Origin of the sequence: Roseburia sp. MSJ-14 (genome assembly GCF_018918225.1) — a bacterium.
In the GTDB taxonomy this organism is placed as follows: Bacteria; Bacillota; Clostridia; order Lachnospirales; family Lachnospiraceae; genus Petralouisia.
In genome coordinates, this window is record NZ_JAHLQD010000009.1 from 73,677 (window position 1) to 95,813 (window position 22,137).

Annotated in this window: 23 protein-coding genes and 1 tRNA gene; all 24 read right to left on the reverse strand. The window is 37.5% G+C overall.

The genetic code is table 11. From position 1 onward, the window contains the following. Nucleotides 1-17 precede the first annotated feature (17 nt). Nucleotides 18-1,541 carry a methyl-accepting chemotaxis protein gene (locus tag KQI83_RS06195; protein ID WP_216555616.1) on the reverse strand — a complete coding sequence of 508 codons (1,524 nt, stop codon included), beginning with the start codon at nucleotides 1,539-1,541 and terminating at the stop codon, nucleotides 18-20. Between the two features lie 345 nt (nucleotides 1,542-1,886). Further along, entirely contained in the window at nucleotides 1,887-3,962 is a 2,076-nt protein-coding gene (locus tag KQI83_RS06200; RefSeq protein WP_216555622.1) for an aminopeptidase, read from the reverse strand. A gap of 13 nt (nucleotides 3,963-3,975) precedes the next feature. Further along, entirely contained in the window at nucleotides 3,976-4,302 is a 327-nt protein-coding gene (locus KQI83_RS06205; protein WP_216555624.1) for a DUF6142 family protein, read from the reverse strand. Continuing rightward, entirely contained in the window at nucleotides 4,274-4,711 is a 438-nt protein-coding gene (locus tag KQI83_RS06210; RefSeq protein WP_216555627.1) for a VanZ family protein, read from the reverse strand. Before KQI83_RS06210 ends, KQI83_RS06205 begins: the two co-directional genes overlap by 29 nt. Nucleotides 4,712-4,767: 56 nt before the next feature. Further along, nucleotides 4,768-4,920 carry a hypothetical protein gene (locus tag KQI83_RS06215; protein ID WP_216555630.1) on the reverse strand — a complete coding sequence of 51 codons (153 nt, stop codon included), beginning with the start codon at nucleotides 4,918-4,920 and terminating at the stop codon, nucleotides 4,768-4,770. A 10-nt stretch (nucleotides 4,921-4,930) separates the two neighbouring features. Beyond that, complete coding sequence (gene pyrE, locus KQI83_RS06220) at nucleotides 4,931-5,608, reverse strand: orotate phosphoribosyltransferase (protein WP_216555632.1); 678 nt, start codon at nucleotides 5,606-5,608, stop codon at nucleotides 4,931-4,933. 19 nt (nucleotides 5,609-5,627) lie between these two features. Continuing rightward, nucleotides 5,628-6,530, reverse strand: coding sequence for a dihydroorotate dehydrogenase (locus KQI83_RS06225; RefSeq protein ID WP_216555636.1), 903 nt, complete (start codon nucleotides 6,528-6,530; stop codon nucleotides 5,628-5,630). Then, complete coding sequence (locus KQI83_RS06230) at nucleotides 6,530-7,297, reverse strand: dihydroorotate dehydrogenase electron transfer subunit (RefSeq protein WP_216555639.1); 768 nt, start codon at nucleotides 7,295-7,297, stop codon at nucleotides 6,530-6,532. Before KQI83_RS06230 ends, KQI83_RS06225 begins: the two co-directional genes overlap by 1 nt. A 9-nt stretch (nucleotides 7,298-7,306) precedes the next feature. Then, nucleotides 7,307-8,242: an orotidine-5'-phosphate decarboxylase gene (gene pyrF, locus KQI83_RS06235; RefSeq protein ID WP_216555643.1), complete on the reverse strand. Its 936-nt coding sequence runs from the start codon at nucleotides 8,240-8,242 to the stop codon at nucleotides 7,307-7,309. A gap of 24 nt (nucleotides 8,243-8,266) precedes the next feature. After that, on the reverse strand, nucleotides 8,267-9,544 hold the full coding sequence (locus KQI83_RS06240) for a dihydroorotase (RefSeq protein WP_216555646.1): 1,278 nt from the start codon (nucleotides 9,542-9,544) through the stop codon (nucleotides 8,267-8,269). Between the two features lie 98 nt (nucleotides 9,545-9,642). Beyond that, a complete protein-coding gene (locus tag KQI83_RS06245; protein ID WP_216555649.1) occupies nucleotides 9,643-10,221 on the reverse strand; it encodes a DUF1653 domain-containing protein in 579 nt (192 codons plus the stop codon). A 21-nt stretch (nucleotides 10,222-10,242) separates the two neighbouring features. After that, complete coding sequence (locus KQI83_RS06250) at nucleotides 10,243-10,851, reverse strand: hypothetical protein (protein ID WP_216555652.1); 609 nt, start codon at nucleotides 10,849-10,851, stop codon at nucleotides 10,243-10,245. 20 nt (nucleotides 10,852-10,871) lie between these two features. After that, nucleotides 10,872-11,399, reverse strand: coding sequence for a phosphatase PAP2 family protein (locus KQI83_RS06255; RefSeq protein WP_216555657.1), 528 nt, complete (start codon nucleotides 11,397-11,399; stop codon nucleotides 10,872-10,874). A 36-nt stretch (nucleotides 11,400-11,435) separates the two neighbouring features. After that, a complete protein-coding gene (locus KQI83_RS06260) occupies nucleotides 11,436-12,083 on the reverse strand; it encodes a potassium channel family protein (protein WP_216555660.1) in 648 nt (215 codons plus the stop codon). Between the two features lie 22 nt (nucleotides 12,084-12,105). Then, on the reverse strand, nucleotides 12,106-13,437 hold the full coding sequence (locus KQI83_RS06265; protein ID WP_216555663.1) for a TrkH family potassium uptake protein: 1,332 nt from the start codon (nucleotides 13,435-13,437) through the stop codon (nucleotides 12,106-12,108). A 118-nt stretch (nucleotides 13,438-13,555) separates the two neighbouring features. After that, a tRNA-Leu gene (locus tag KQI83_RS06270) sits at nucleotides 13,556-13,635 on the reverse strand. Nucleotides 13,636-13,978: 343 nt separating this feature from the next. Further along, a complete protein-coding gene (speB, locus tag KQI83_RS06275; protein WP_216555667.1) occupies nucleotides 13,979-14,926 on the reverse strand; it encodes an agmatinase in 948 nt (315 codons plus the stop codon). Nucleotides 14,927-14,939: 13 nt separating this feature from the next. Beyond that, nucleotides 14,940-15,536, reverse strand: a complete 597-nt coding sequence (locus KQI83_RS06280; protein ID WP_216555671.1) for a cytidylate kinase-like family protein — start codon at nucleotides 15,534-15,536, stop codon at nucleotides 14,940-14,942. A gap of 13 nt (nucleotides 15,537-15,549) precedes the next feature. Beyond that, nucleotides 15,550-16,452 (reverse strand): transporter substrate-binding domain-containing protein, encoded by a 903-nt coding sequence (locus KQI83_RS06285; RefSeq protein WP_216555674.1) that lies wholly within the window; start codon nucleotides 16,450-16,452, stop codon nucleotides 15,550-15,552. A 29-nt stretch (nucleotides 16,453-16,481) separates the two neighbouring features. After that, on the reverse strand, nucleotides 16,482-17,174 hold the full coding sequence (locus KQI83_RS06290) for an amino acid ABC transporter permease (protein WP_216555676.1): 693 nt from the start codon (nucleotides 17,172-17,174) through the stop codon (nucleotides 16,482-16,484). A 22-nt stretch (nucleotides 17,175-17,196) separates the two neighbouring features. Beyond that, on the reverse strand, nucleotides 17,197-17,940 hold the full coding sequence (locus tag KQI83_RS06295; RefSeq protein ID WP_253295527.1) for an amino acid ABC transporter ATP-binding protein: 744 nt from the start codon (nucleotides 17,938-17,940) through the stop codon (nucleotides 17,197-17,199). 47 nt (nucleotides 17,941-17,987) lie between these two features. Continuing rightward, the gene (locus KQI83_RS06300; protein ID WP_216555679.1) at nucleotides 17,988-19,109 is read right to left on the reverse strand and encodes an iron-containing alcohol dehydrogenase family protein; all 1,122 of its coding nucleotides are present in this window, start codon (nucleotides 19,107-19,109) and stop codon (nucleotides 17,988-17,990) included. 15 nt (nucleotides 19,110-19,124) lie between these two features. Beyond that, nucleotides 19,125-20,462 carry an aminotransferase class III-fold pyridoxal phosphate-dependent enzyme gene (locus tag KQI83_RS06305; protein WP_216555682.1) on the reverse strand — a complete coding sequence of 446 codons (1,338 nt, stop codon included), beginning with the start codon at nucleotides 20,460-20,462 and terminating at the stop codon, nucleotides 19,125-19,127. Between the two features lie 154 nt (nucleotides 20,463-20,616). After that, nucleotides 20,617-21,825 (reverse strand): PucR family transcriptional regulator, encoded by a 1,209-nt coding sequence (locus tag KQI83_RS06310; RefSeq protein WP_216555685.1) that lies wholly within the window; start codon nucleotides 21,823-21,825, stop codon nucleotides 20,617-20,619. Nucleotides 21,826-22,137 lie beyond the last annotated feature (312 nt).

The window sequence follows — 22,137 nt, forward strand, 5'->3', positions numbered from 1 at the left end:
TGCTTATATATTTATGATTATTTATCACCTTGTGAATCATTCTGATACTTAGTGAATTCATGTACCGTATCTAACATCTTATTCAACAGCTGTTTTGCCTGCTGTGTCTCACGCTGATTCTGTTGACTGCGTTCTTCTGCTTCTTGGGCACTGGCTGATACTTCTTCACTGGTTGCTGACAACTGACTGATACTTTCAATAATTGTGTCATTGGATGATACCAGATTTTCTATCTTCTTATCTATATCATCTACTTTTTGAGCTAATGTATCTACATTATCACGAATAGACACAAATCCATCTGATGCATTTTCAATCATCTCATTTTGTTCACTCATCGCCTCAATAGAAGTATTTACTACCTGAGATGCATTCTGTGCATCTACATTTAATTCCTCTATAATACCGGAAATCTTCTCTGTGGACTGTCTGGTCTGTTCTGCCAATTCACGAATCTGATCTGCAACTACTGCAAATCCTTTTCCTGCTTCTCCGGCTCTTGCACTTTCAATAGAAGCATTTAATGCTAATAAATTCGTCTGGCTGGAAATAGAAAAGATAACTTCTGTAATCTGCTGTACTTCCTTTGCCTTTTCTTGTAACTGACTCATAGACTCTGCCACAAGTGCATTGGTTTCCCCAATCTTAGCTGCACTCTGACGCATATTGTTCATGACTTCCATACTTTCATCTATCATCTTAGCTGAGTCTGCTGCTGCCTGTACCATAATCTTCGCATTTTCTGCTGTCTCACCTACAGCTTCACGAATCTGAGAGGTCATAGTGGTCTGTTCCTGAACACTTTCTGCCGTTACTTGTGTACTTACTGATATCTCTTTGATAGAGTTATGTACCACATCAGAGGATGTTCTTACATTATCTACCAACTGGTCTGTGTCTACTACTTCATTTCGAACTGCAGCTGAAATTTTCAGAATATCCTGTACCATGATATCCTGCATCTTCTTTTCATCCTGCATCGTATGTATTGCATCGTGGTCAAACTGCTTTGCTGTTTTCCCTGCAATAAAAATCACCCAAAAAATCAAACAGCTCAGCACGATACTAGTTAAAGCTTCGTCATCTGATATGAGGTAGCCACTTGGCATCCATATCAGCGCTCTTATCACGGAAATTCCTGCTGCAATTCCACACATAATTGCATTGAATTTTCTATCATAATACAAAATTGCCACCACTAAAATCGGGTAAATATAAGTACTTACCATAATTCTCGTTCCTGTGAACATTAAATATGCATATCCAACCAAATACGTTGCCAACATAATATAACGTAACTTGTTACTAGACTTATCCTTAAAATAGTAACACCAGTTTACAATACACCCTACTAACATTACAATCAATGGAATTAATCCTAACATTCCATAATCTGTTTTTACCGCAAAAGTCTGCACCGATAATGCCAAAATCAATAATACTTCTAATAATGTTACGATGATTAATGCGGTATAATTGACCTTTTCCACTCGGTTATCCTTGTTACTGAATCTTCGTACTTTTACTCTGAACTCTTCCATTTCAGCCACTCCTTTGTATTATAAATTTCTTTGTTTTTCAAAATCACGAAACTGCTAATAAATTGTATCATGATTTTATACGAGCTTTACTACGCAGTGTACATTCGAAAAAGCTCTGCTTTTCCTCACTGTACGGCATTCGTATACTATATATAATAATGCAGTTTCTTCGCTCTCCAAGCTCACGAAACTGCTAACATCCATTCACAATTCGGGCTACTCGCCCTACTTGCTCATGTCTGTTTAGTCAGCTAATAGATAAAAACCTTAGCCTGCAAGCAGTCACATTTTTTATCTATTGCTGACATTATTATATCACATATTTTTCCAAATACAAAATGCCCTTTATTCGTTTAAAGGCTTATTTAATTCTTCTGTTCCCGCTACCACGAATTTACCATCGCAAATAACATCTGCTGTTGTTCCATCCTTATAAATTACCGTTATATTGTTCAGCTCATCATAAGGAATCGTAATATCTGTATGGCAATTAAAGTATGCCTTTTCTACATCTTCTTTACGTTTCGCAGAAATCTCATTTTCTCTTGCAATAATTTCTTTCCCATCCGGATTAAACACAGCTGTATCTTCTGCCCAACTATAACAAGTATCACCTACTGCAAAGTGCGGACCTGTCTTTTCCGCAATCAAAATCGGAAGCTTATCCTGAATCTCATATTCAATTCCCATTTTGTAAGCTGTGGTATTGGTTCCAATTGCAAATTCCCCCATCGGAAGTGTTTCATGATGCATTAAAAGATTTTCTTTTAAGAATGCCTGATTTTCCTCTTCGGTATCAAAATTTTTACAAGTATAAGAAGCAATCATTCCATCTTTGAAATCCAATGCCAGGTCTAAATATTTTAATCCGTTTAAAAAGACCTCTGTTACATGTAGATGTCCGTTGGTGCCCTTTAACACCGGAGAGGTAAACACTTCTCCTACCGGAATGTTCACATCTGCCACACAGTTTTCAAAGGCACTTTCTTTTTCCGGATTCTGCAATGGATGAATTGCTACGGTCAAATCTGTTTTATTTGCTCCCTTTCCGGTAATGTGCACATACTCTGCACCATCTAACACATCAATTATTTTTTGCTGCATATTCTGATACAATTTATAATCCAAGGTATTGATTTCTACTGTTTTTTCAAAGATTTCTTCAAACTTTGGCCCAATCTCCGGAATTGGATATGCAATAATGGTAAAACTACGTTCTTCTCCATGAATGTGCTCATTGGTTATCTGGCTTTCCATATTAGCTGCATATACATTGAGTTTTTGCTGTTTCTCACTATACTGATATGCAGACGGATTGCCCTTTGGTTCAAATCCCGCTTCACCGAATACCTCTACTACTGCCGGTCCTGCATACAATACTGCATCCTCTTTTCGATTTTCATAGGCTGTTTTTAAGCTCTCTAAACGTCGCTCCACCAATGCTTTATCTAAATACATGGCTCTGTCTGCCTTATGATCATACAAATACTGACGGTTTGGCTGTGTACTTTCTACTGCCATAGTTCCATTGTCTCTTCCATTATAAGAAAAGTTCTCTATTCTTGGCACAACCGGTTTTAATCCCATCTTTGCAAAATTAGAAACTGCTGCACGCATCATACGTTCAAATCCGATATTATAACGCAAATCCACATATTTCTTCTTGGATAAATCCTTACCTGTTACCTCAAATCCGATTCGATACCCTTCCGTATAAGTATCTGCCATTGCCTGAATCTGCTCACCGGAAAGAGAATTTAAAAACCTGGCTGTTTTTATCTCATTTTCGGTAATATAAGAACCGTAACGATAGAGATAAGACAAATCCTCTAAGTCACTGTTCATAATGATTTTGGTTACATAATCTAATTCTGAACAGGTCATGGACAATACATTTATCTCCATGAACAATTCCCCGTAATCATGGTAAAACCAGTAGATAATCTGCTGTATTTCCTTTTCTTCCGGAATCTCTTCTGCCTCAAAACAATTATAGATTTCTACTAAAAGCTCGCAGAAAATTGTTATCTCATAAATTCTTCCTTGATATGCACATGGAATCAAAGAACGAATATCTGCATATAGGGCACTGAACATTTTTCCAAAAGTATCTCCCAGCACTTCTTCTGCAAATGCCGGATTAGCATAACTTTTTCCGTAGTTTTCCGGTAATATTTCTTCATATAATCCATGATTTACCTTCTGCCACTCTTCGAATGTTCTCTTATCTGCCCCTCCACCAGTAAGCACTTCTTCCTCTTTTTTTAGCATTTGCAGGAACTGGGCTACCTTACGGAAATAATCACGATAAGGTTCTGCTACCGTTTCTTCTGTTTCTATCTGCTCCAATCGTTCCATTACCAACGGATAGCGTTCTGCCACCTCTTCACGATATGGTTTTAAAACTTCCTGATAACTCATTTCATTCTATCTCCTAACTCATAAATCCTATTATATATACAGCAAGCCATGCCAAAAAGCTTACTGCGGAAAAAAAAGTTCCCAATCCCGGGAAAATTTTATAACTTTCTTCTTCTCGCAGGCTCCGAATTCCTTCCACTAATGCCACCAATGACAGCAGCAATGAAAAAAGTCCTGCACTTCCTACATAAACACTTGCGTTTCCGCTATTTTGAAAGGAAATTACTACTACTGAGATTCCTACCACAACGGAAATAATTGCCATTGCCAAAGACCGTTTTCCTCTTTTGGAATGGGTTTTCTCTGTAAATTTATAGCTGGTTCTCTTCCTTCTTCTCATGATGTTTTCTCCTCATATAATTCAGTGTTATAAAACAAAGATATCCTATGGCACCGCCCATGGTATTTAACAATAAATCATCCACATCAAAACTTCCTACTTTTGATATGAGCTGTATTGTCTCCACAATCAGACTAAATTCAAAGCAAAAAAATACTGTGTAGAAAAAAGAACGGCATTTCTGATACATGATTGGCAAAAAAAATCCAAGCGGCAAAAATGCAACCACATTTCCTACCAGATTTAACATTACAGGAAGAACTCCAAGGGTTTTTCGGTGATGCCAAAAACGCCCAATTTCTTTAAACAGAACCAAATTATAATGATAGGTACGACCTTCAAAGGTACGACCTGTACTTTCTGCAAAAAATAAAAAATAAATCAAAAAAATAATATAGACTCCGAACATGATTTTACTACATGTCCGGAGTATCTTTCTGTAATCCCGTTTCAATTTTCCAACCCTTAAAATATAATTTCAGATTTTTTTCTTAACAATCTTGCACCATTGATGATTGCTAACACACCACATACTACTCCGCCAATTAATACTACAATTCCGATTGCAATACTTCCGGCTCCGGTTGATTTCATGGTTTTATATGTTTTCTCGTTCATGGTCCGCCTCCTATTTTGCACCATACTGTGCATAATACTGATCGATTGATTTTTTTATTTCATTATCAATATATACTTTTCCCTTATATGGCTTATTATATAAATATTCTACAACATCCTGCATACTTACAATTGCATTTGTCTCAAATCCGTATAAGTCTTTGATTTCTTCTAAGGCACTCTTTTCTCCTTTACCGCGCTCCATACGATTTAAAGATACCATTAATCCCTTTATCTCGATTTTTGCCTGTGCACGAATAATCGGAACTGTTTCATCCATGGATTTTCCGGAAGTTGTAACATCTTCGATAATAACTACTTTATCGCCGTCATTCAATTCGCTTCCTAACAGAATTCCCTTATCTCCGCCATGATCTTTTACTTCCTTACGATTAGAACAGTAACGGATTTCCTTTCCGTATAAGTTGCTATATGCAATGGCTGTTACTACACCTAATGGAATTCCCTTGTATGCCGGTCCGAATAATACATCAAAATCATCTCCATAATGCTCATGGATTGCTTTTGCATAATATTCACCTAATTTACGAAGCTGTGTTCCTGTTACATATGCACCTGCATTCATAAAAAATGGAGATTTTCTTCCACTCTTTAAAATAAATTCTCCAAATTTTAATACATGGCTGTCTACCATAAATTCAATAAATTCCTGTTTGTACGCTTCCATTTATATATCCTCTTTTCTTTTATTTTACCGCTCCGATGAGCTCTTTGATATCTGCCACCTGATATCTTTCCATGTAATCTCTTATTCCATTTACAATTTCTTCTGTTACCATAGGATTATGGAAATTTGCTGTTCCTACAGATACTGCTGTTGCTCCAGCAAGAATCATTTCAATTGCATCTTCTGCTGTTGCAATTCCTCCCATACCAATGATTGGAATCTTTACTGCCTGCGCAGTCTGGTATACCATTCGTACTGCTACCGGATGTATTGCCGGTCCGGACAGTCCACCTGTTTTATTTGCCAGTGCAAAATTTCTGCGATTGATGTCTATCTTCATTCCTGTAAGAGTATTAATAAGAGATAATACATCTGCACCACCTGCTTCTGCTGCCTTTGCCATTTCTGTAATATCCGTTACGTTTGGGCTCAGCTTCATAATAACCGGCTGCTTTGCGTATTTCTTTACTTCTTTTGTAATAGCTTCTACTGCCTTCGGATTCTGTCCAAATGCGATTCCACCCTCTTTTACATTTGGGCAGGAAATGTTAATTTCTAACATATCTACCGGCTGGTCTGCCAATCGTTCTACTACTTCACAATAATCCTCTGTAGTTCTTCCACATACATTTACAATGATTTTAGTATCGTATTTTTTCAAAAACGGAATATCTCTTTGCACAAATAAGTCAATTCCGGGATTCTGAAGTCCTACTGCGTTTAACATACCGCCATAAGTCTCTGCGATTCTCGGTGTTGGATTGCCTTCCCATGGGACATTGGCAACTCCCTTGGTTACTACTGCACCAAGCTTATTCAAATCAACAAATTCAGAAAATTCTTCTCCTGAACCAAAAGTTCCGGATGCTGTCATAACGGGATTTTTTAATGTAACACCCGCAAGATTTACTTCCATGTTCATTAAAATTCCACCTCCTCAGCACGAAATACCGGTCCTTCTTTGCAGACACGTTTATTATTTACATTGGAATGGCTGTCTTTTTCCTTTGACTTGCATACACATGCAAGACAGGCTCCGATTCCACATGCCATTTTTTCTTCTAAGGATAACCAACATTCGATTCCATTGGCTATTGCGTATTCTTTGATTGCCTTAAGCATTGGTGTTGGTCCGCAAGCATAAATAATTTCTGCATCCAATCCATTTTCCTTAATAGCGTCTAATACGTTTCCTTCGGTACCGTAGCTACCATCTTCGGTTGCTACATACATACTTCCCAATCCCTTAAATTCTTCCTGCAAAAATAAGGTATCACGATATCCTAAAACCATTTGTTTTTCACAATTCAACTGTTTTGCCAATTCAACCATTGGAGGAATTCCAATTCCTCCGCCGATTAAAAATGCTTTCTTTTCTTTTAATGGGAATCCATTTCCAAGTGGTCCTACGATTTCAATGCTGTCTCCTGTGGACAAACCGGAAAATTCTTCTGTTCCTTTTCCTGCCACGCGGTATACAATACGCAATGCATTGTCCTTTGCATCTATCTCGCAAATACTGATAGGACGTGGCAACATACGGCTTCCATCATGGCAATATAAGGATATAAACTGTCCCGGTTTTGCCTTTCCTGCGATTTGCTCTGTTTTTAACCACATACTGTAAATTCCATAAGAAATCTCTTCTTGACGGATGACTACCGCCTGTTCTTTAAACTTCTCTGCCATCGTTTTCTCCTATCTTACTCCTGCTTTTTCTAAAGCTCCGTTAATATCTGCAACCATTGCTTCTACTGCTGCTCTGGATGCTTCTGCAAAATGCTCTGCTCCAAACTTTGCATATGCTTCTTGCTTATATGCTGCAATAATTCCTCTGGAGGAATTTACAATTGCTCCTAATCCGTCTTCGTTAAAGAATGGCACTAAGTCTTCTGCCTTTCCACCCTGCGCACCATACCCCGGTACCAGAATAAAGCTCTTTGGCATTACTTTTCGAAGAACGCGTCCCATTTCCGGATAAGTTGCACCTACGACAGCTCCCACATAGCTGTAAGAATCGCCCATGCACTGCGCGCCCCATTCTGCCACTTTTTCACCTACATGCTCGTACAATGGTTTTCCATCAATCAGTCTGTCCTGGAACTCTCCGCTGGAAGGATTGGAAGTTTTAACTAATACGAAAATTCCCTTTTTTTCTCCTTTGCATACATCTATAAAAGGATTGACTCCATCAGAACCAAGATATGGATTGACTGTAACGAAGTCCTCTTCAAATGGGTGATAGGTCTTAGAACCTACCGTCACTTTTCCGATATGAGCAGTTGCATATGCCGCAGAAGTAGAGCCGATGTCACCACGCTTAATATCACCAATTACTACCAAATCTTTTTCATGACAATATTCTACGGTTTTTACAAATGCATTCATACCCGGAACTCCAAACTGTTCATACATGGCAATTTGAGGTTTTACTGCCGGTATCAGGTCATAGGTGTTATCAATAATCTCTTTATTATACTGCCAGATTGCTTCTGCTGCACCTTCTAAAGTCTCTCCATATTCAGCAAACGCTTTCTTTTGAATATGCTCCGGAATGTAATTCATCATAGGATCTAATCCTACTACAATCGGCGCATTGGTCTGCTGAATCTTTTTTACTAACTTGTTAATCATCTTTCATTTCCTCCATGACCCTGTTTATTTGTTCTCGTATACAACCTCACCTGCTACAATTGTTGCTTCTATTTCACCCTTTACCTTCTTGCCGCCAAACGGTGTGTTTCTGCTCTTAGAATAAAAGGTTGATGGGTCAATCTCATATTCTTTCTTTGGATTAAACACTACTAAATCCGCTACTTTTCCTTCTTCTACAACACCCTTATCCAGTCCTAAAACTTTTGCCGGGTTATAACTCATTTTCTCTGCCATCTGCATAATAGTAAGGTAGCCTTTATCCACAAGCTCTGTCATCGTAAGTGCTGCTACCGTTTCCAATCCCACAATACCAAATGGTGCACGTTTGATTCCCGCGCCTTTTTCAATTGCGGTATGAGGCGCATGATCTGTGGAAATCACATCCATAATATCATTTTTCAATCCTTCTTTTAATGCTTCCACATCTTCCTTTGTTCTAAGTGGCGGATTCATTTTATAATTTGCGTCATCTTCCTTAATATCATCACTGGTCAATGTAAAGTGATGTGGGCAAACTTCTGCTGTTACGCGGATTCCTTCTTTTTTGGCAACTTCTACCATTTTCACACTATCCTTGGTAGAGCAATGGCACAAATGAAGTGCTGCTCCTGTCTCTTTTGCCAGCATAATATCTCTCGCGATAATAATGTCTTCTACTGAATTGGTGATTCCCGGAAAATGCATCTTTGCCGTAGCTTCATCTGCATTTACCACACCACCATGTACCAGATTGATATCTTCGCAATGTGCTAATACCGGAATATCGTACTTTCTGGCAAGTGTCATTGCTTCACGGTAAATCTGGGCATTCATTACAGACTTTCCGTCCTCGCTGATTGCAGGGATTCCTGCTTCTACCATTCCTTCAATATCTGCAAGTTCTGTTCCTCGCTGTCCTACGGTGATTGCACCTACCTGAAGTACATTCACAACTGCTACATCTTCTGCCTTGTGATGTACATAATTCACAACATCCGGATTATCTACTACCGGCTTGGTATTTGGCATTGCCACAATCGTGGTATATCCACCATGAGCTGCTGCCTTTGCCCCGGTCTCTACCGTTTCTTTTTCTTCCTGTCCCGGATCTCTCAAATGTACATGCAAATCAATAAATCCAGGCATAACCAGACAATCTTTGGCATCAATTACCTTATCCGCCTTTATGCTCTGTTTCGGTGCTATTTTCTTAATCACACCATCCTCTACTAAGACATCTGCCTTTTGTTGTGTTTTATCTCCTGGATTAATCACTGTTCCATTTTTAATTAAAAGTAACATATAACAAACCCTTTCTAACTTAAAATTCCCCACCTGCCATTTTGGCACAGTAAGCTAATGATATTTTAGCACAGAAAAAAAGGAGGGGCAACCTCCTTTTATCTTAATCTTGTAGTTTCATATCGCTGCATCGTTCGCAGACAATTTTTCAATTCCTCAAATCTCTTATCTACCGGTCCATCTTCGATGACAAGGTCTAGCACTACTGCCATATTATTAATCATATGATTGGTAATACAATCTGACATTTTCAACAATGCTCTGTACTTTTCTTCTATGGTATCTGCATCAAAAAATGCCATCATTTTTTCTTCCGGTGTGCCCGGCTCTTTTTGCTCGGACGGTTTCGGCTGTTCCGGTTGTTTTGCCTGTTCTAGTTGCTTTTGCATTACTGCCTGTTCTTCTCTTGAATCCACATCGGTAACCGCTTTTTCCTGTTCTGACTGCTCAACTAACTGGAAACGATACTTCTGCTCTACCTGCGGATATTTTTCCGTATCCACAAGACTTGTAAACATATCAAATGGTCTTGCACATGTATGGAAATCCCCGTACAAAGCCTGATAAATCACTAATTTTTCTCCTGTTTCCGAATGTTTTGCAACCGTCACAACCTGATACATTTTATTTTTAAAATGAAGATATAATTCTCCTGGTTTTGGATTTCCCTGTGGCATATTATCCCTCTTTTCTGTCCTTTATAACGTCATACTATTTATCATTTCCATTCCTTCCGCTACAAAATCACGCTGAAACGGAACCTCTGTACTCACACCCTTTGCCATAAGATTACTTACTGTTTTCATCAGCTCTGAATCCTGCTGCACCTGTGGTATATCAAAGACTTTGTACAAATCAATCTCTGCAATGGCATCTGCCTCTTCTACAATCTGTGTCTGAGTCATCCCTTCCATCTTCTTATTTACCAGGTCTTTTACGATTTCTTCTGTTGCTACTGTCTTTTCCGGCTTTTCTTCAAAATCCTCCGACACATTCGCCGCTGCCCTGGCTAAAATATCCGTTTGGGGCTTAGATGCACTCTGCACATTCACAGTAGTCTGTTTTTTTTTCGCATACTTACCGCTTCCATACTTTTGTGAAAGACGTTGCTTTAATTCTTCCTGACTGGAACTATTGGAAGTATATGTGGATGGTTTTCTCTGCGCTACATTTTGCTGACTTGGTGCACTTTGGCTTCTCTGCGGTACGTTTTGCTGACTTGGTGCACCTTTCTCAACTTTTTGATTCTTTTTTACATTATTGATAATCACCCAAAGAACAATAATCCATACGATAACACCTAACATAGTAGCTCCCCTTTCCTATATTACTTTCCGTTTCCTACAATTTTTAAAGAACACATTGCTGCAAATAATCCCACCAATGCTCCACATATAACATCTGTCGGATAATGAACTCCCACATAAAGCCTGGATAAACAAATAATCACAGCTAATACAATTGCCGGAATTCCAAGATACTTCGGAAGCTTCTGATACATAACATAACCTGCTGCCATGGAACAGGTAGAATGTCCTGATGGGAATGACCAATCACTTGCACGAACCAATGGCTCTAATGCCGCAATTGCATCATACGGTCTTACACGCATTACCAGATTTTTCAATGTCAGATTGGTAATCACATATCCGATTAACAATGCTACTGCCATTGCTGTTCCTGTTTTTCTATACTTTTTAAAGCAAAGGAATAATACTGCCAGTACAATCCAAAGCACTCCACCATTTGCAAGGCTTGTAATAAAAATTATAATAGGATTTAACCATTGAAACCGCAAAAACTCTTGTATAAACAGCAAAATCCTTCCATCTGCACCTAATATGTATTGTAACACTTCTATTGTCTCCTTTGTTTTTCTTACCCTCTAATTTTACAACTGCTTCAAGATTCGGTCAATATCTTCTTTTTTCCCAACAACCATCAGGTGTTCCTCTGTTGCAAAGATATGTTCCGGTGTCAACATCAGCGTGGTTTCTTCCCCTTGTTTGATTCCTATAATACTTACATTATATTTTGCACGAAAATCCACTTCACGAATAGATTTTCCTATCCATTCCTGCAACGGCTGTATCTCGTAAATGGAATATGGTCCTAATTCTACATAATCGTATACATGATTCATACTTACTCTGGTTGCCATTCTCTTTGCAATATCCCTATCCGGATATACTACTTCATCTGCACCGTTTTTCAATAAAAACTTTGCCTGAATATCTCTGGTTGCCTTACTGATGACATACTTTGCTCCCATTTCTTTTAAAAGATTGGTCACTTCCAAACTACTCTGGAAGTTGGTGCCAATACACACAAAACAAATGTCAAAATTACTCACGCCAAAGCTTCGCAACACTTCTTCCTTGGTACAGTCTCCGATTTTTGCACTGGTAACAATCGGCAGAATCTCCTCTAAATTTTCTTCGTTTTCATCTACCGCCATAACATCATTTCCATTTTCCACTAAATTCTGACATAAATGCTTTCCGAATCTTCCGATTCCAATTACTAAAATTGATTTCATTTTTCCACTCCTCTTTTCTAACCTAGCCAATTGTAATCTGCTCTACCGGCAATTGTACCGGATTGCTCTTCTTTTTCTCTGTAAATGCCAATGCAAATGACATACTTCCAATTCTTCCGCAGTACATCAATATGATTAACATATATTTGGAAACCATTGATATATCCCTTGTAATTCCGGTACTGATTCCCACCGTACCAATTGCAGAAAATACTTCCATCATAATGTCTGATAGTGGTAATGTTTCTAACGCACTCATAATGGTAACGCAAACGGTTGCTAAAATCAGATTGATGCAAAATACGGTACTTGCCTTTTTAATGGCATCTTCATCTAATCTTCTGCCAAAGATATTTAGTCCACGTTTATTTCTTAAGTTTGCCCAGATATATAATAAAATTACCAGCATTGTAGTTGTTTTAATTCCGCCTGCTGTTGATCCGGGATTTCCTCCGATAAACATCAGTATTACCGTCAACATTCTGGTTGCTTCCGTATAAGCTCCTGTATCTAAGGTATTAAACCCTGCGGTTCTTGTAGTTACTGAACCAAATAATGAGGATAATATCTGTCCCTTGGCATTCATTCCAAGAAGCAGATTATTCCGTTCAAACAAATAGAAACACAACGCCCCGCCAAGTGTAAGTACTGCTGTCATCATCAGCACAATTTTGGTATGTAACATATACTTTTTTATGTGCCATTTATGTTTAGAAATATCATCCCATACAATAAATCCAATACCACCGATTATAATCAATGCCATAACTACTATATTTATCACAATATCATCATAATACATCGTAAGAGAAGCATACGGTTCAAACTGTCCCATCAAATCAAATCCAGCGTTACAAAAAGCTGAAATAGCATGGAATATTCCGTACCAAATCCCCTTAAGCCATCCAAATCTGGGAATAAATCGGGTCATCAAAAGGATTGCTCCGATGCCTTCAAATGCTATGGTATAGCAAACAATTTTTTTCACCAATCGCACGATACCACTGATTTGAAGTGTATTGACACTTTCCTGTATCAGATTTCTCTCTTTTAATCCAATCTTACGTTTTAAAAAGATGGAAAAAAACATGCCTATGGTGATAAATCCAAGTCCGCCGATTTGAATCAATGCCAAAATTACAACCTGTCCAAACAAGGTCCAATTTGTATAAGTATCTACTACAACAAGTCCTGTCACACAGGTACTACTGGTTGCTGTAAAAAGCGCATGCAAAAAGCCTGTAGAATGTCCGTCTCTGGATGCAATAGGTAACATCAGTAACAATGTTCCTGCTACGATAATCAGAAAGAACCCCAAGGCAATTGTCTGTACTTTACTCAGACGTCTTATCATTTCCCTTATCTCCTTACTTTTATTCTTTGCTATTATACAAAAGTTCCGGGTGGGTGTAAAGCAAATATAATGCTAAGGTATATTAAAAGAACCCTTGATATTCTCAAGGGTTCTGTAATACGGGCAACAGGACTTGAACCTGCACGGTCTCCCACTAGAACCTAAATCTAGCGCGTCTGCCAATTCCGCCATGCCCGCATTTCTTTGCTATGTACATCCGTATGCACAACAGCTTTACTACTATATCATATCATTAGAAAAATTTCAAGATTCCGTGTTTATTTTTTTATAAAACGTTTTAAATGCTTTTTGCAAGATTTTTCTTCAAGCACATTCCTTCTTGAAGGGCTATCCTGCAAAAAGCGAAAAATAGCATTTAAAATTAGCTTAAAATCAAAACTTTAACTCGAGAACCTCTCAATATTCTGTTAATTATTCCAAATACATCAAGTAGTCTTGTTTTTGATTCACTAAAAAAAACAACGCACTCACCGTCGTTGCTTTTTTTAGACTTATATTAGTTAAGACTGATTGTTACTTTCTATTTTCTTTCCTTTCTCCATGCAATCTGTGCCATAAATTCAAACATGATATGTGCAGCCGCAAATGAAGTGATTTCTCCATGATCATATTGCGGCGCAACTTCTACTACATCATATCCTACAATGTCGAGCTCTTTCAGTCCTCTAAGTACCTCTAATGCATACGCTGTAGAAAAACCTCCTATTTCAGGTGTTCCTGTGCCCGGAGCAAATGACGGATCTAAGAAATCGATATCAAAAGTAAGAAATACTTTTGAATTTCCTACTGTCTCTTTAATTTTTTTCACCACTTCTTCTGGTTCCATTTTATGGCATTTTACTGCTGGTAATACAGTCATACCAAGCTCTTTAGAAAGTCTGGTTCCTTCCTTACTGTATAATCCTCCTCTAATTCCCACCTGAATGGACTTACTTCCATCAATACATCCTTCTTTTGCAGCATAATAAAATGGTGTTCCATGGTTATAAGGCTTTCCATAATATTCTTTCCATGTATCACAATGAGAATCAAAATGTACCAATGCTACCGGACCATGTACTTTACTACAAGCTCGAAGTTCCGGTAATGTTACACTATGGTCACCCCCCATAGCAATGGGAATAACACCCGCCTGAAAGATTTCTTTCATCCCTTTTTCTATTTCATCAAAAGATTCTTCAATATATCCCGGAACCGTCATTAAATCTCCGTAATCAACACCCTTACAAATATCAAAAATATCCACATCCAATACAGGATGATATCGTTTATTTAATGGAGAAATTTCTCTTATGGAACTTGGACCAAATCTAGTTCCTACTCGAAAAGATGCACAAGTATCATAAGGTAATCCTACAATCGCGAAATCCAATTTCTCCAGGTTTCGACTATTTGGCAATCTCATAAATGTTCGTATTCCCTCATATCTTGGGAACTGCATTGGATCTACAACTTGATTTTTTTCCATTCCTAATTCCTCCTTATAATTCAAACCTTCTCTTTATTGCATTAACCAAAAATTCTGCTGTTCCTTTATACCCGTATAAACTACTACTGATTAAAATATCCTTAGTCTCTGGCTTTGATGGCAAATACCCAGCATAATTTAAATGATAGGAATCTCTTGCCTTATCAATTTCTGCAATACTCTTTTTAGCCTCCTCTTCCGACATCATTAACTCATTGATACAATTATCCAATCTGTCTGCATATGGTGCATATATATAAATATGCATTGCATTTTCCATGTTACGCAAAATATAATCCGAACATCTTCCCACAATAATACAAGATTCCTCATCTGCAAGCCGACTAATAATTTTCTGTTGCTCTAAGAAAATCTGATTCTGCATATCACTTGTTCCCATTCCTAATGGATACCGCATATTAAAAAAAGTCTTTTTGGCTTTCTCTTCTTCCTCTGTGATTGTATCCACTGGAATACTTAAATTTTTCGCTGTCTTTTCTACAATATCTCTATCATAATAATTAATGTTCAGTTGTTCTGCAATCAATCTTGCAATTGGTCTTCCCATACTTCCAAACTGTCTTGTAATTGTTACTGCATATCGTTTCATTTGCATCACATCCTTACTTTGCAGCTTCTTTTGCTGCTTGCTCACTGTATTCCTGAATCCACTTATCAAAATTTCCATTGTCCTGGTTTTCTTTTATCACTTTATTCACTAAATCTAAAAATCCGGTATCTCCCTTACGAACAGCAGCCTGACACTTTTTTGCTGCACTTGCAAATTCAACATCTAATATTGTATAGTCTGAATTAGAGATTGCGTACTGCTGTGCTACAACATCACTATTCACAACTGCATCCACCTTACCACTTGCCAACTCTGTAAAAGTATCTGCATTCAAAGAAAGAGAGGTAATATTAGCATCGGATAATTCTTCCTGTGCTACTGTTTCTGCAGCACTTCCCATTTCAACTGCTATATTTTTCCCCGAAAAATCTTTCAGCGTTTTATATTTATCTGCATCTTTTTTCATTACTACTAAAACAAACTTATCTTCTACATATGCATTTGTAAAATCTACTACTTTTGCTCTTTCTTCTGTTTCTGTTGTTCCTGCAATAGCAATATCACAATTTCCTGACTGCAAAGATGTAATTACCTCACTAAATGGCATATCCTGTACCTCTAATTCAACACCTAACTCATCTGCTATCGCCTGTGCAAATTCGACATCAATTCCTATTACTTTTCCGTCGTTTTCTACACTTACAAATTCATATGGTGGATATCCAGAAGCTGTTGCCATAATCAGCTTTCCTCTTTCCTTAATTGCTGCAATTGTTTCTGAATCAGAATCTGCTTCACCACTATCTGTTGTACTACCTGCATCTTTTGTTTCACTTTTGGTAGTTCCTGCACTTTTTTCACTGTTACTATTGCTCTTTGAACCGCAACCTATCATACCAATACACAATACCGCCATCATAATTCCTGCTATCATCTTTTTTCTTAATGTTTTCATACTTTTTCCTCCATTCTTTTCCTATAAAATTATCTCGCTTCCTTCACCGCAAGCCTTACTTCTAATCGCTTTACGAGTGATGATATAATAAATGTCATAATGAAATACATTATAGACACTATTATCAGTGGTTCAATGGTCTTATAGCTAATACCTCGTACCGTATTTGTTATGTACATCAGCTCTGCCACACCAATCACCGATACCTGGGATGAATTCTTAATTACACTAACAAACTCATTGCCCAACGCCGGCAAAAAATTCTTTACTGCCTGTGGAAACACTACCAATCTCATTGCCTGACTTCTTGTAAATCCTATACTTCTTGCGGCTTCCATCTGCCCTGTTTCAATAGACAGAATTCCGCCTCTTACAATCTCGCAAATATATGCGGTACTGTTAATTACCATTGCTAAAATTCCAGGAAACAATCGTGAAAAATTATTTCCCATAAAATCAAATGTAGGTAATTCAACTCCTAACATAGGCAATCCATAAAATACCACATATACCTGTACCAGTAATGGTGTTCCTCTAATAAATTCCACATAAATATTTGCAATATAACGCAATATTCTGATTTTAGAAATCTTCATCAATGCCATAAAACTGCCAAATACAGTTGCAAAAACTACTGTAAACAAGGACAATAACAATGTAGTCACAACTGCATTCCAAAACATTGAAGAGTATTTTGTCAAAACTTCTATCAAACTATTCATACAAAACCTCCATTACCTTTTCTTACACCAGCACCTTATTTAGAAATGCTTTTACTCGCTCATTCTGCGTGTCTTCAAACACTTTTTTCGGAGTTCCTTCTTCTCCAATATAACCATTATCCAAAAAGATTACTTTAGAAGCTACTTCCTTGGCAAATCCCATTTCATGCGTTACTACTAACATAGTCATTCCTGTTTCTGCCAATTGTTTCATTACTGACAGCACCTCACCTACCATTTCTGGGTCTAATGCAGAAGTGGGTTCATCAAAAAGAATCACTTCCGGTTCCATTGCCAATGCCCTTGCTATTGCAATTCTTTGCTTCTGACCTCCAGAAAGACTAGCGGGATATACATCTTTTTTTTCTGCAAGTCCAACCTTTTCTAATAATTCCATTCCCAGTCTTTTAGCTTCTGTCTTTGGCATTTTTTTTAAATGAATTGGACCAAGGGTAATATTTTCCAAAACAGTCAGATTTGCAAATAAATTAAAATGTTGGAATACCATTCCGATATGTTGTCTGACTTCATTAATATTATTCTTTTTGGTAAGAATACTTTTCCCTTGAAAAAGAATATCTCCTCTTGTTGGTATTTCCAACTGATTTACACAACGAAGTAATGTACTTTTTCCAGAACCTGACGGACCAATCAATGCAACTACTTCACCCTTTTTAACATTCAAATTAATATTTTTTAATACATTTAAATCATTATAACTTTTTCCTAATTCTTTTATTTGAAGAATATATTCTGTGTCTTCCATAGTGCCTCCTTTCCCCTCCAAACCTTCCTTCCGCATTTTTAACTCATCTATGCCATCTGGTGATACATCTCATCTAACATTTCACTGGTTACTTCCACCGGGTTATTATAAAGATTTGGATGTTTGCTTAATCTTACCAAGTCCGCAATCTGTTCTTCTGTCAAATGTAAATCCCTCAAATCATTGCGAAGTCCCATTTTTATTTTTAACTGATGAATTTCTTCTGCCATATTATCTGCATCCTGAAATCCAAGTTTTTTTGCGAAATCCTCAATGCGTTCTCCTTCTTCGCCCTTTGCATTTACTTTTACAAAATAATCAAGGGTCAGTCCGCAAGCTTCACCATGAGGAATTTGATACATATTGGTTAGTGGGAAAGAACATGCATGGGATGCAGTAGTTTTGGGTAAAGTAAATGCCAAACCAGCAATCAAAGATGCCTCGCACATTTTTTCCCTTGCCTCTTCATCGTTTGGATTCAAGTATGCCCTATATAAATATTGAAATACAATTTTTGCTGCATGAAGTGCACAAGCATCGCATATTGGTTGATGTCCTTTACTCCAAAATCCTTCTAGTGCATGTGCCAATACATCTATTCCACACCCCGCTGTTACTCTAGGTGGCATACTATAAGTAAGTTCCGGATCGATAATGGCATACTTTGGAAAAAATCCGTTTGAAACAATAGGTGCTTTCTTCCCATTTGCATGATCGGTTAGTACAGATACACAAGTAACTTCACTTCCTGTTCCTGCGGTCGTTGGTATGGCAATCAAGGGAAGATGTTCTTCCGGCATTGGTATACCTGTTCCATGGTATTTCCGAATAGAACTTCCTGTCATTCCTATACTTCCTGCTGCTTTTGCACAATCAATGGAGCTTCCTCCTCCTAATGCCACAACAAATCCTATCTCTTTTTGCCTAATAATTTCTGCACAGGCATCTACCTCACTTACATCCGGATTTGGTGACAAATCACCAAAAGCAGCCACAATTGCTCCGTCGCTTTCCTTTACCAGTCTTTCTGCCAGCCCATTGGAAAAAAAGTAAGGATCTGCCACTAGCAGCCCATTTTTACATCCCATTAGTTTTGCTAGTTCCTTTACCTCTGCCATTCGCCCCTTTCCAAATCGAATCTGCACAGGCTGTGTATAATCCCAATTCATATTTATTACCTCCTCTTAGTCACAGTATTTCTCATCTACCAAAGTCAATACCTCATCTAAAATCGGCAGATACTCCTCTAATTCTTCTTTTGTAATAATCAGTGGTGGACATATCTCAATAAAATTTTCTCTTCCAAACGTAGCAAAACCTCTTTTCTTAAGTTCTGCAAAGATCCATGGCATAACCGTTCCCGGTACTCCATATTCTTGCATAGGTTCTCGTGTCTTTTTATTTTTTACAACCTCTAAAGCCCCAAATAATCCTATACATCTTGATTCTCCTATGCACTTATGTTTCTTTACCATTTCATCCATAAATTCAGCAACAATCTCATGCATTTTTGTAACATGTTCTCCGATATTATGTTCCTGATAATACTGCACTGCTGCACAACCTGCTGCACAGGCAAGTGTATGACCTGAATAGGTTAAACCACACTGTAATACATTTTCTTGAAAATAACTTGCTACTCGCTTACTTACAATGCAACCTCCTAACGGCACATAGCCACAGGTTACTCCTTTCGCAAAAGTAATAATATCTGGTTGAATATTAAAATTCATCCAAGCAAACGGCTTACCAGTTCGATAAAACCCTGCCATTACCTCGTCACATATTAACAAAATACCATATTTTTTACACAACTCATAAACACCTTCCATATAACCATCCGGTGGAAGTATTACACCATTAGCGCCTACAATAGATTCCATAATAATTGCTGCCACATTGTCCGTTCCTTCATAGCGTAATTGCAACTCTAATGCTTCTATGTATTGTTTTGCCACCTCTTTGTCATCTATTCCTTTGGTATATCCATCACGATACATCTGTGGATTCATAAAATGAACGAATCCGTTTGCCCCTCCGATTTCTGCTGCATATCTCCTCCAATCTCCGGATGCATTTGAAGCTCCCAAGGTTGCACCATGGTAGGAACGATAACAAGAGAAAATCTTAGTTCTTCCTGTTACCATTCGAGCCATTTTTATAGCATTTTCATTTGCCTCTGCTCCTGCATTTGTAAAAAATACTCTTTGATAAACTTCATTTCCTGCTAAATCCACCAACATTTTTGCAAGTTTACTTTTCGGTTCCGATGCATAAGCCGGTGCCATAAAACACATCTTATCCGCCTGGGTCTTAATCGCCTCCACAATTTCCGGTAATTCATGTCCCAGATTGGAGCATACTAATAAAGAAGCCATATCTGCATACTTATTTCCATCATAATCCCAAAAATAAATTCCCTTTGCTTTTTCTACCGGCAATACATCTCCTCCTGATTTTGACCATGACTGCATCACATATTCCTTATGCATTTCTGCAATTTCTTTTCCTGTTAATTCCATCTTTTTTTCCTCCTCGTAAATAAAAATAAAGGTGCCGAAGGATTTTCCTCGACACCTTTGTCTTAACTCTTGTCTTTATTTTATCAAAAATCAAAATTGCCACAATGGAATAACTTCCAAATAATTTTGTATATCTGCACAACATCTTTTTATGTCATACATGATACATTTTTATAATTTTCTCTAACCTAAAACCTATTTCTAACTGTTGACAGATATGCCAATCTCGTAGCTCTGCATGCAGAATATTCTCTATTTTCTTTAACTTGTAATTTATAGTATTACGATGCACAAACATCTCTTCTGCAATTTCTTTTATATTTCCATTATGTTCCATGTACTTTTGCAATACTTCTGTCAGATTTTCATTGTTTAAAGCATCATATTCCCTTAATGGTTCAATCGTATCAGCAATATAATCTAACATTGTTTCCCTATCCCCAATAGCAAGCAACAGTCGGTACACTCCCATCTCCTTATTGCTGTAAATCTCCATTTCTTTATTTTCTAACTGGAGCATCTTAATAATTTTTGTTGCCATACCAAAGCTCTTTGAAACACAACGTATGCTTTTTGTTGCCCGCCCTATTCCAATAAAAAATGTTTCATTTTTGCGCAAAAAAGGTAATAACCGTTGTCTTACCTCCTTCATAAACTTAACCACTTTTTCCTCTGAATGATTTACAAATATTAAAATAAATTTATTCTTTTCCTCTAATAAAACTGCCTCTTTACTAAAATTGTGCAAAAGCCCCTCTACCTTTTTATGCACCATATTTATTCTATCTTCCGTTATAGGCATGTAAATTTTTTCACTTTCCCCTATCATGGCAACATCACACACATCCATTTCCACAACGGTATAATTCCATTCAATAAAATATCCCTTCTGCATTAGCACTGGAACATATCCATCTTCTTGTTGCGGTAAAAACAATGCATTTCTAAATGCCTGTGTCAGCTCTGCTGTATTTTGCTCTGATTTTAAAATAGCAAAACAGAAAATACGTATAATCTCTGCCATATGAACTTCCCATGGAACCTCAAAAACAGGAAAAGATTTTTCGTTTCCAAAGGCAATTACTTCTTCCGGAATCTTCTCTATATAAGGTCCAACATTAAGTACCACTCCGCTCCCACCATTTCGATATATATGTTTTACCAATTCCAGCAATGTAACCCTATCATTCAATCCCACACCAGTAGTAAAGGTTACTTCATTTCCACGAAGGAAATCAGAAATTTCCATATTTTCTACCATATGTACCCAGCTAACATTTCTGTCTAATCCCTCTTCCCCTGCAACCAACTTCATTTTCATATGTTGTACCTGATGCACCAATTCTCGCAATTCTATTGCCATACCAACACATCCTTTCACACAATTGCTAAAATTCCGGAAATCAGCAAAAGAACATTCGTTATTTTCTCAAATAATTCTTGCTTTACTTTTTTTACCAACACCATTCCCACCCACGTTCCTGCGAGAGCAAATACAATGTGGTGCTAGAATATAAATAGTACAAGCCAAAATGAGAAATTCCAAATACACATAAGCATGTTACAATAGAAACATGCTGAAGGAGGATCTCATATGGCAAAGCAACATGACAAACAATTTAAACTTGATGCAATCCAGTACTATCAGGATCACAAAGATCTCGGAGTACGTGGA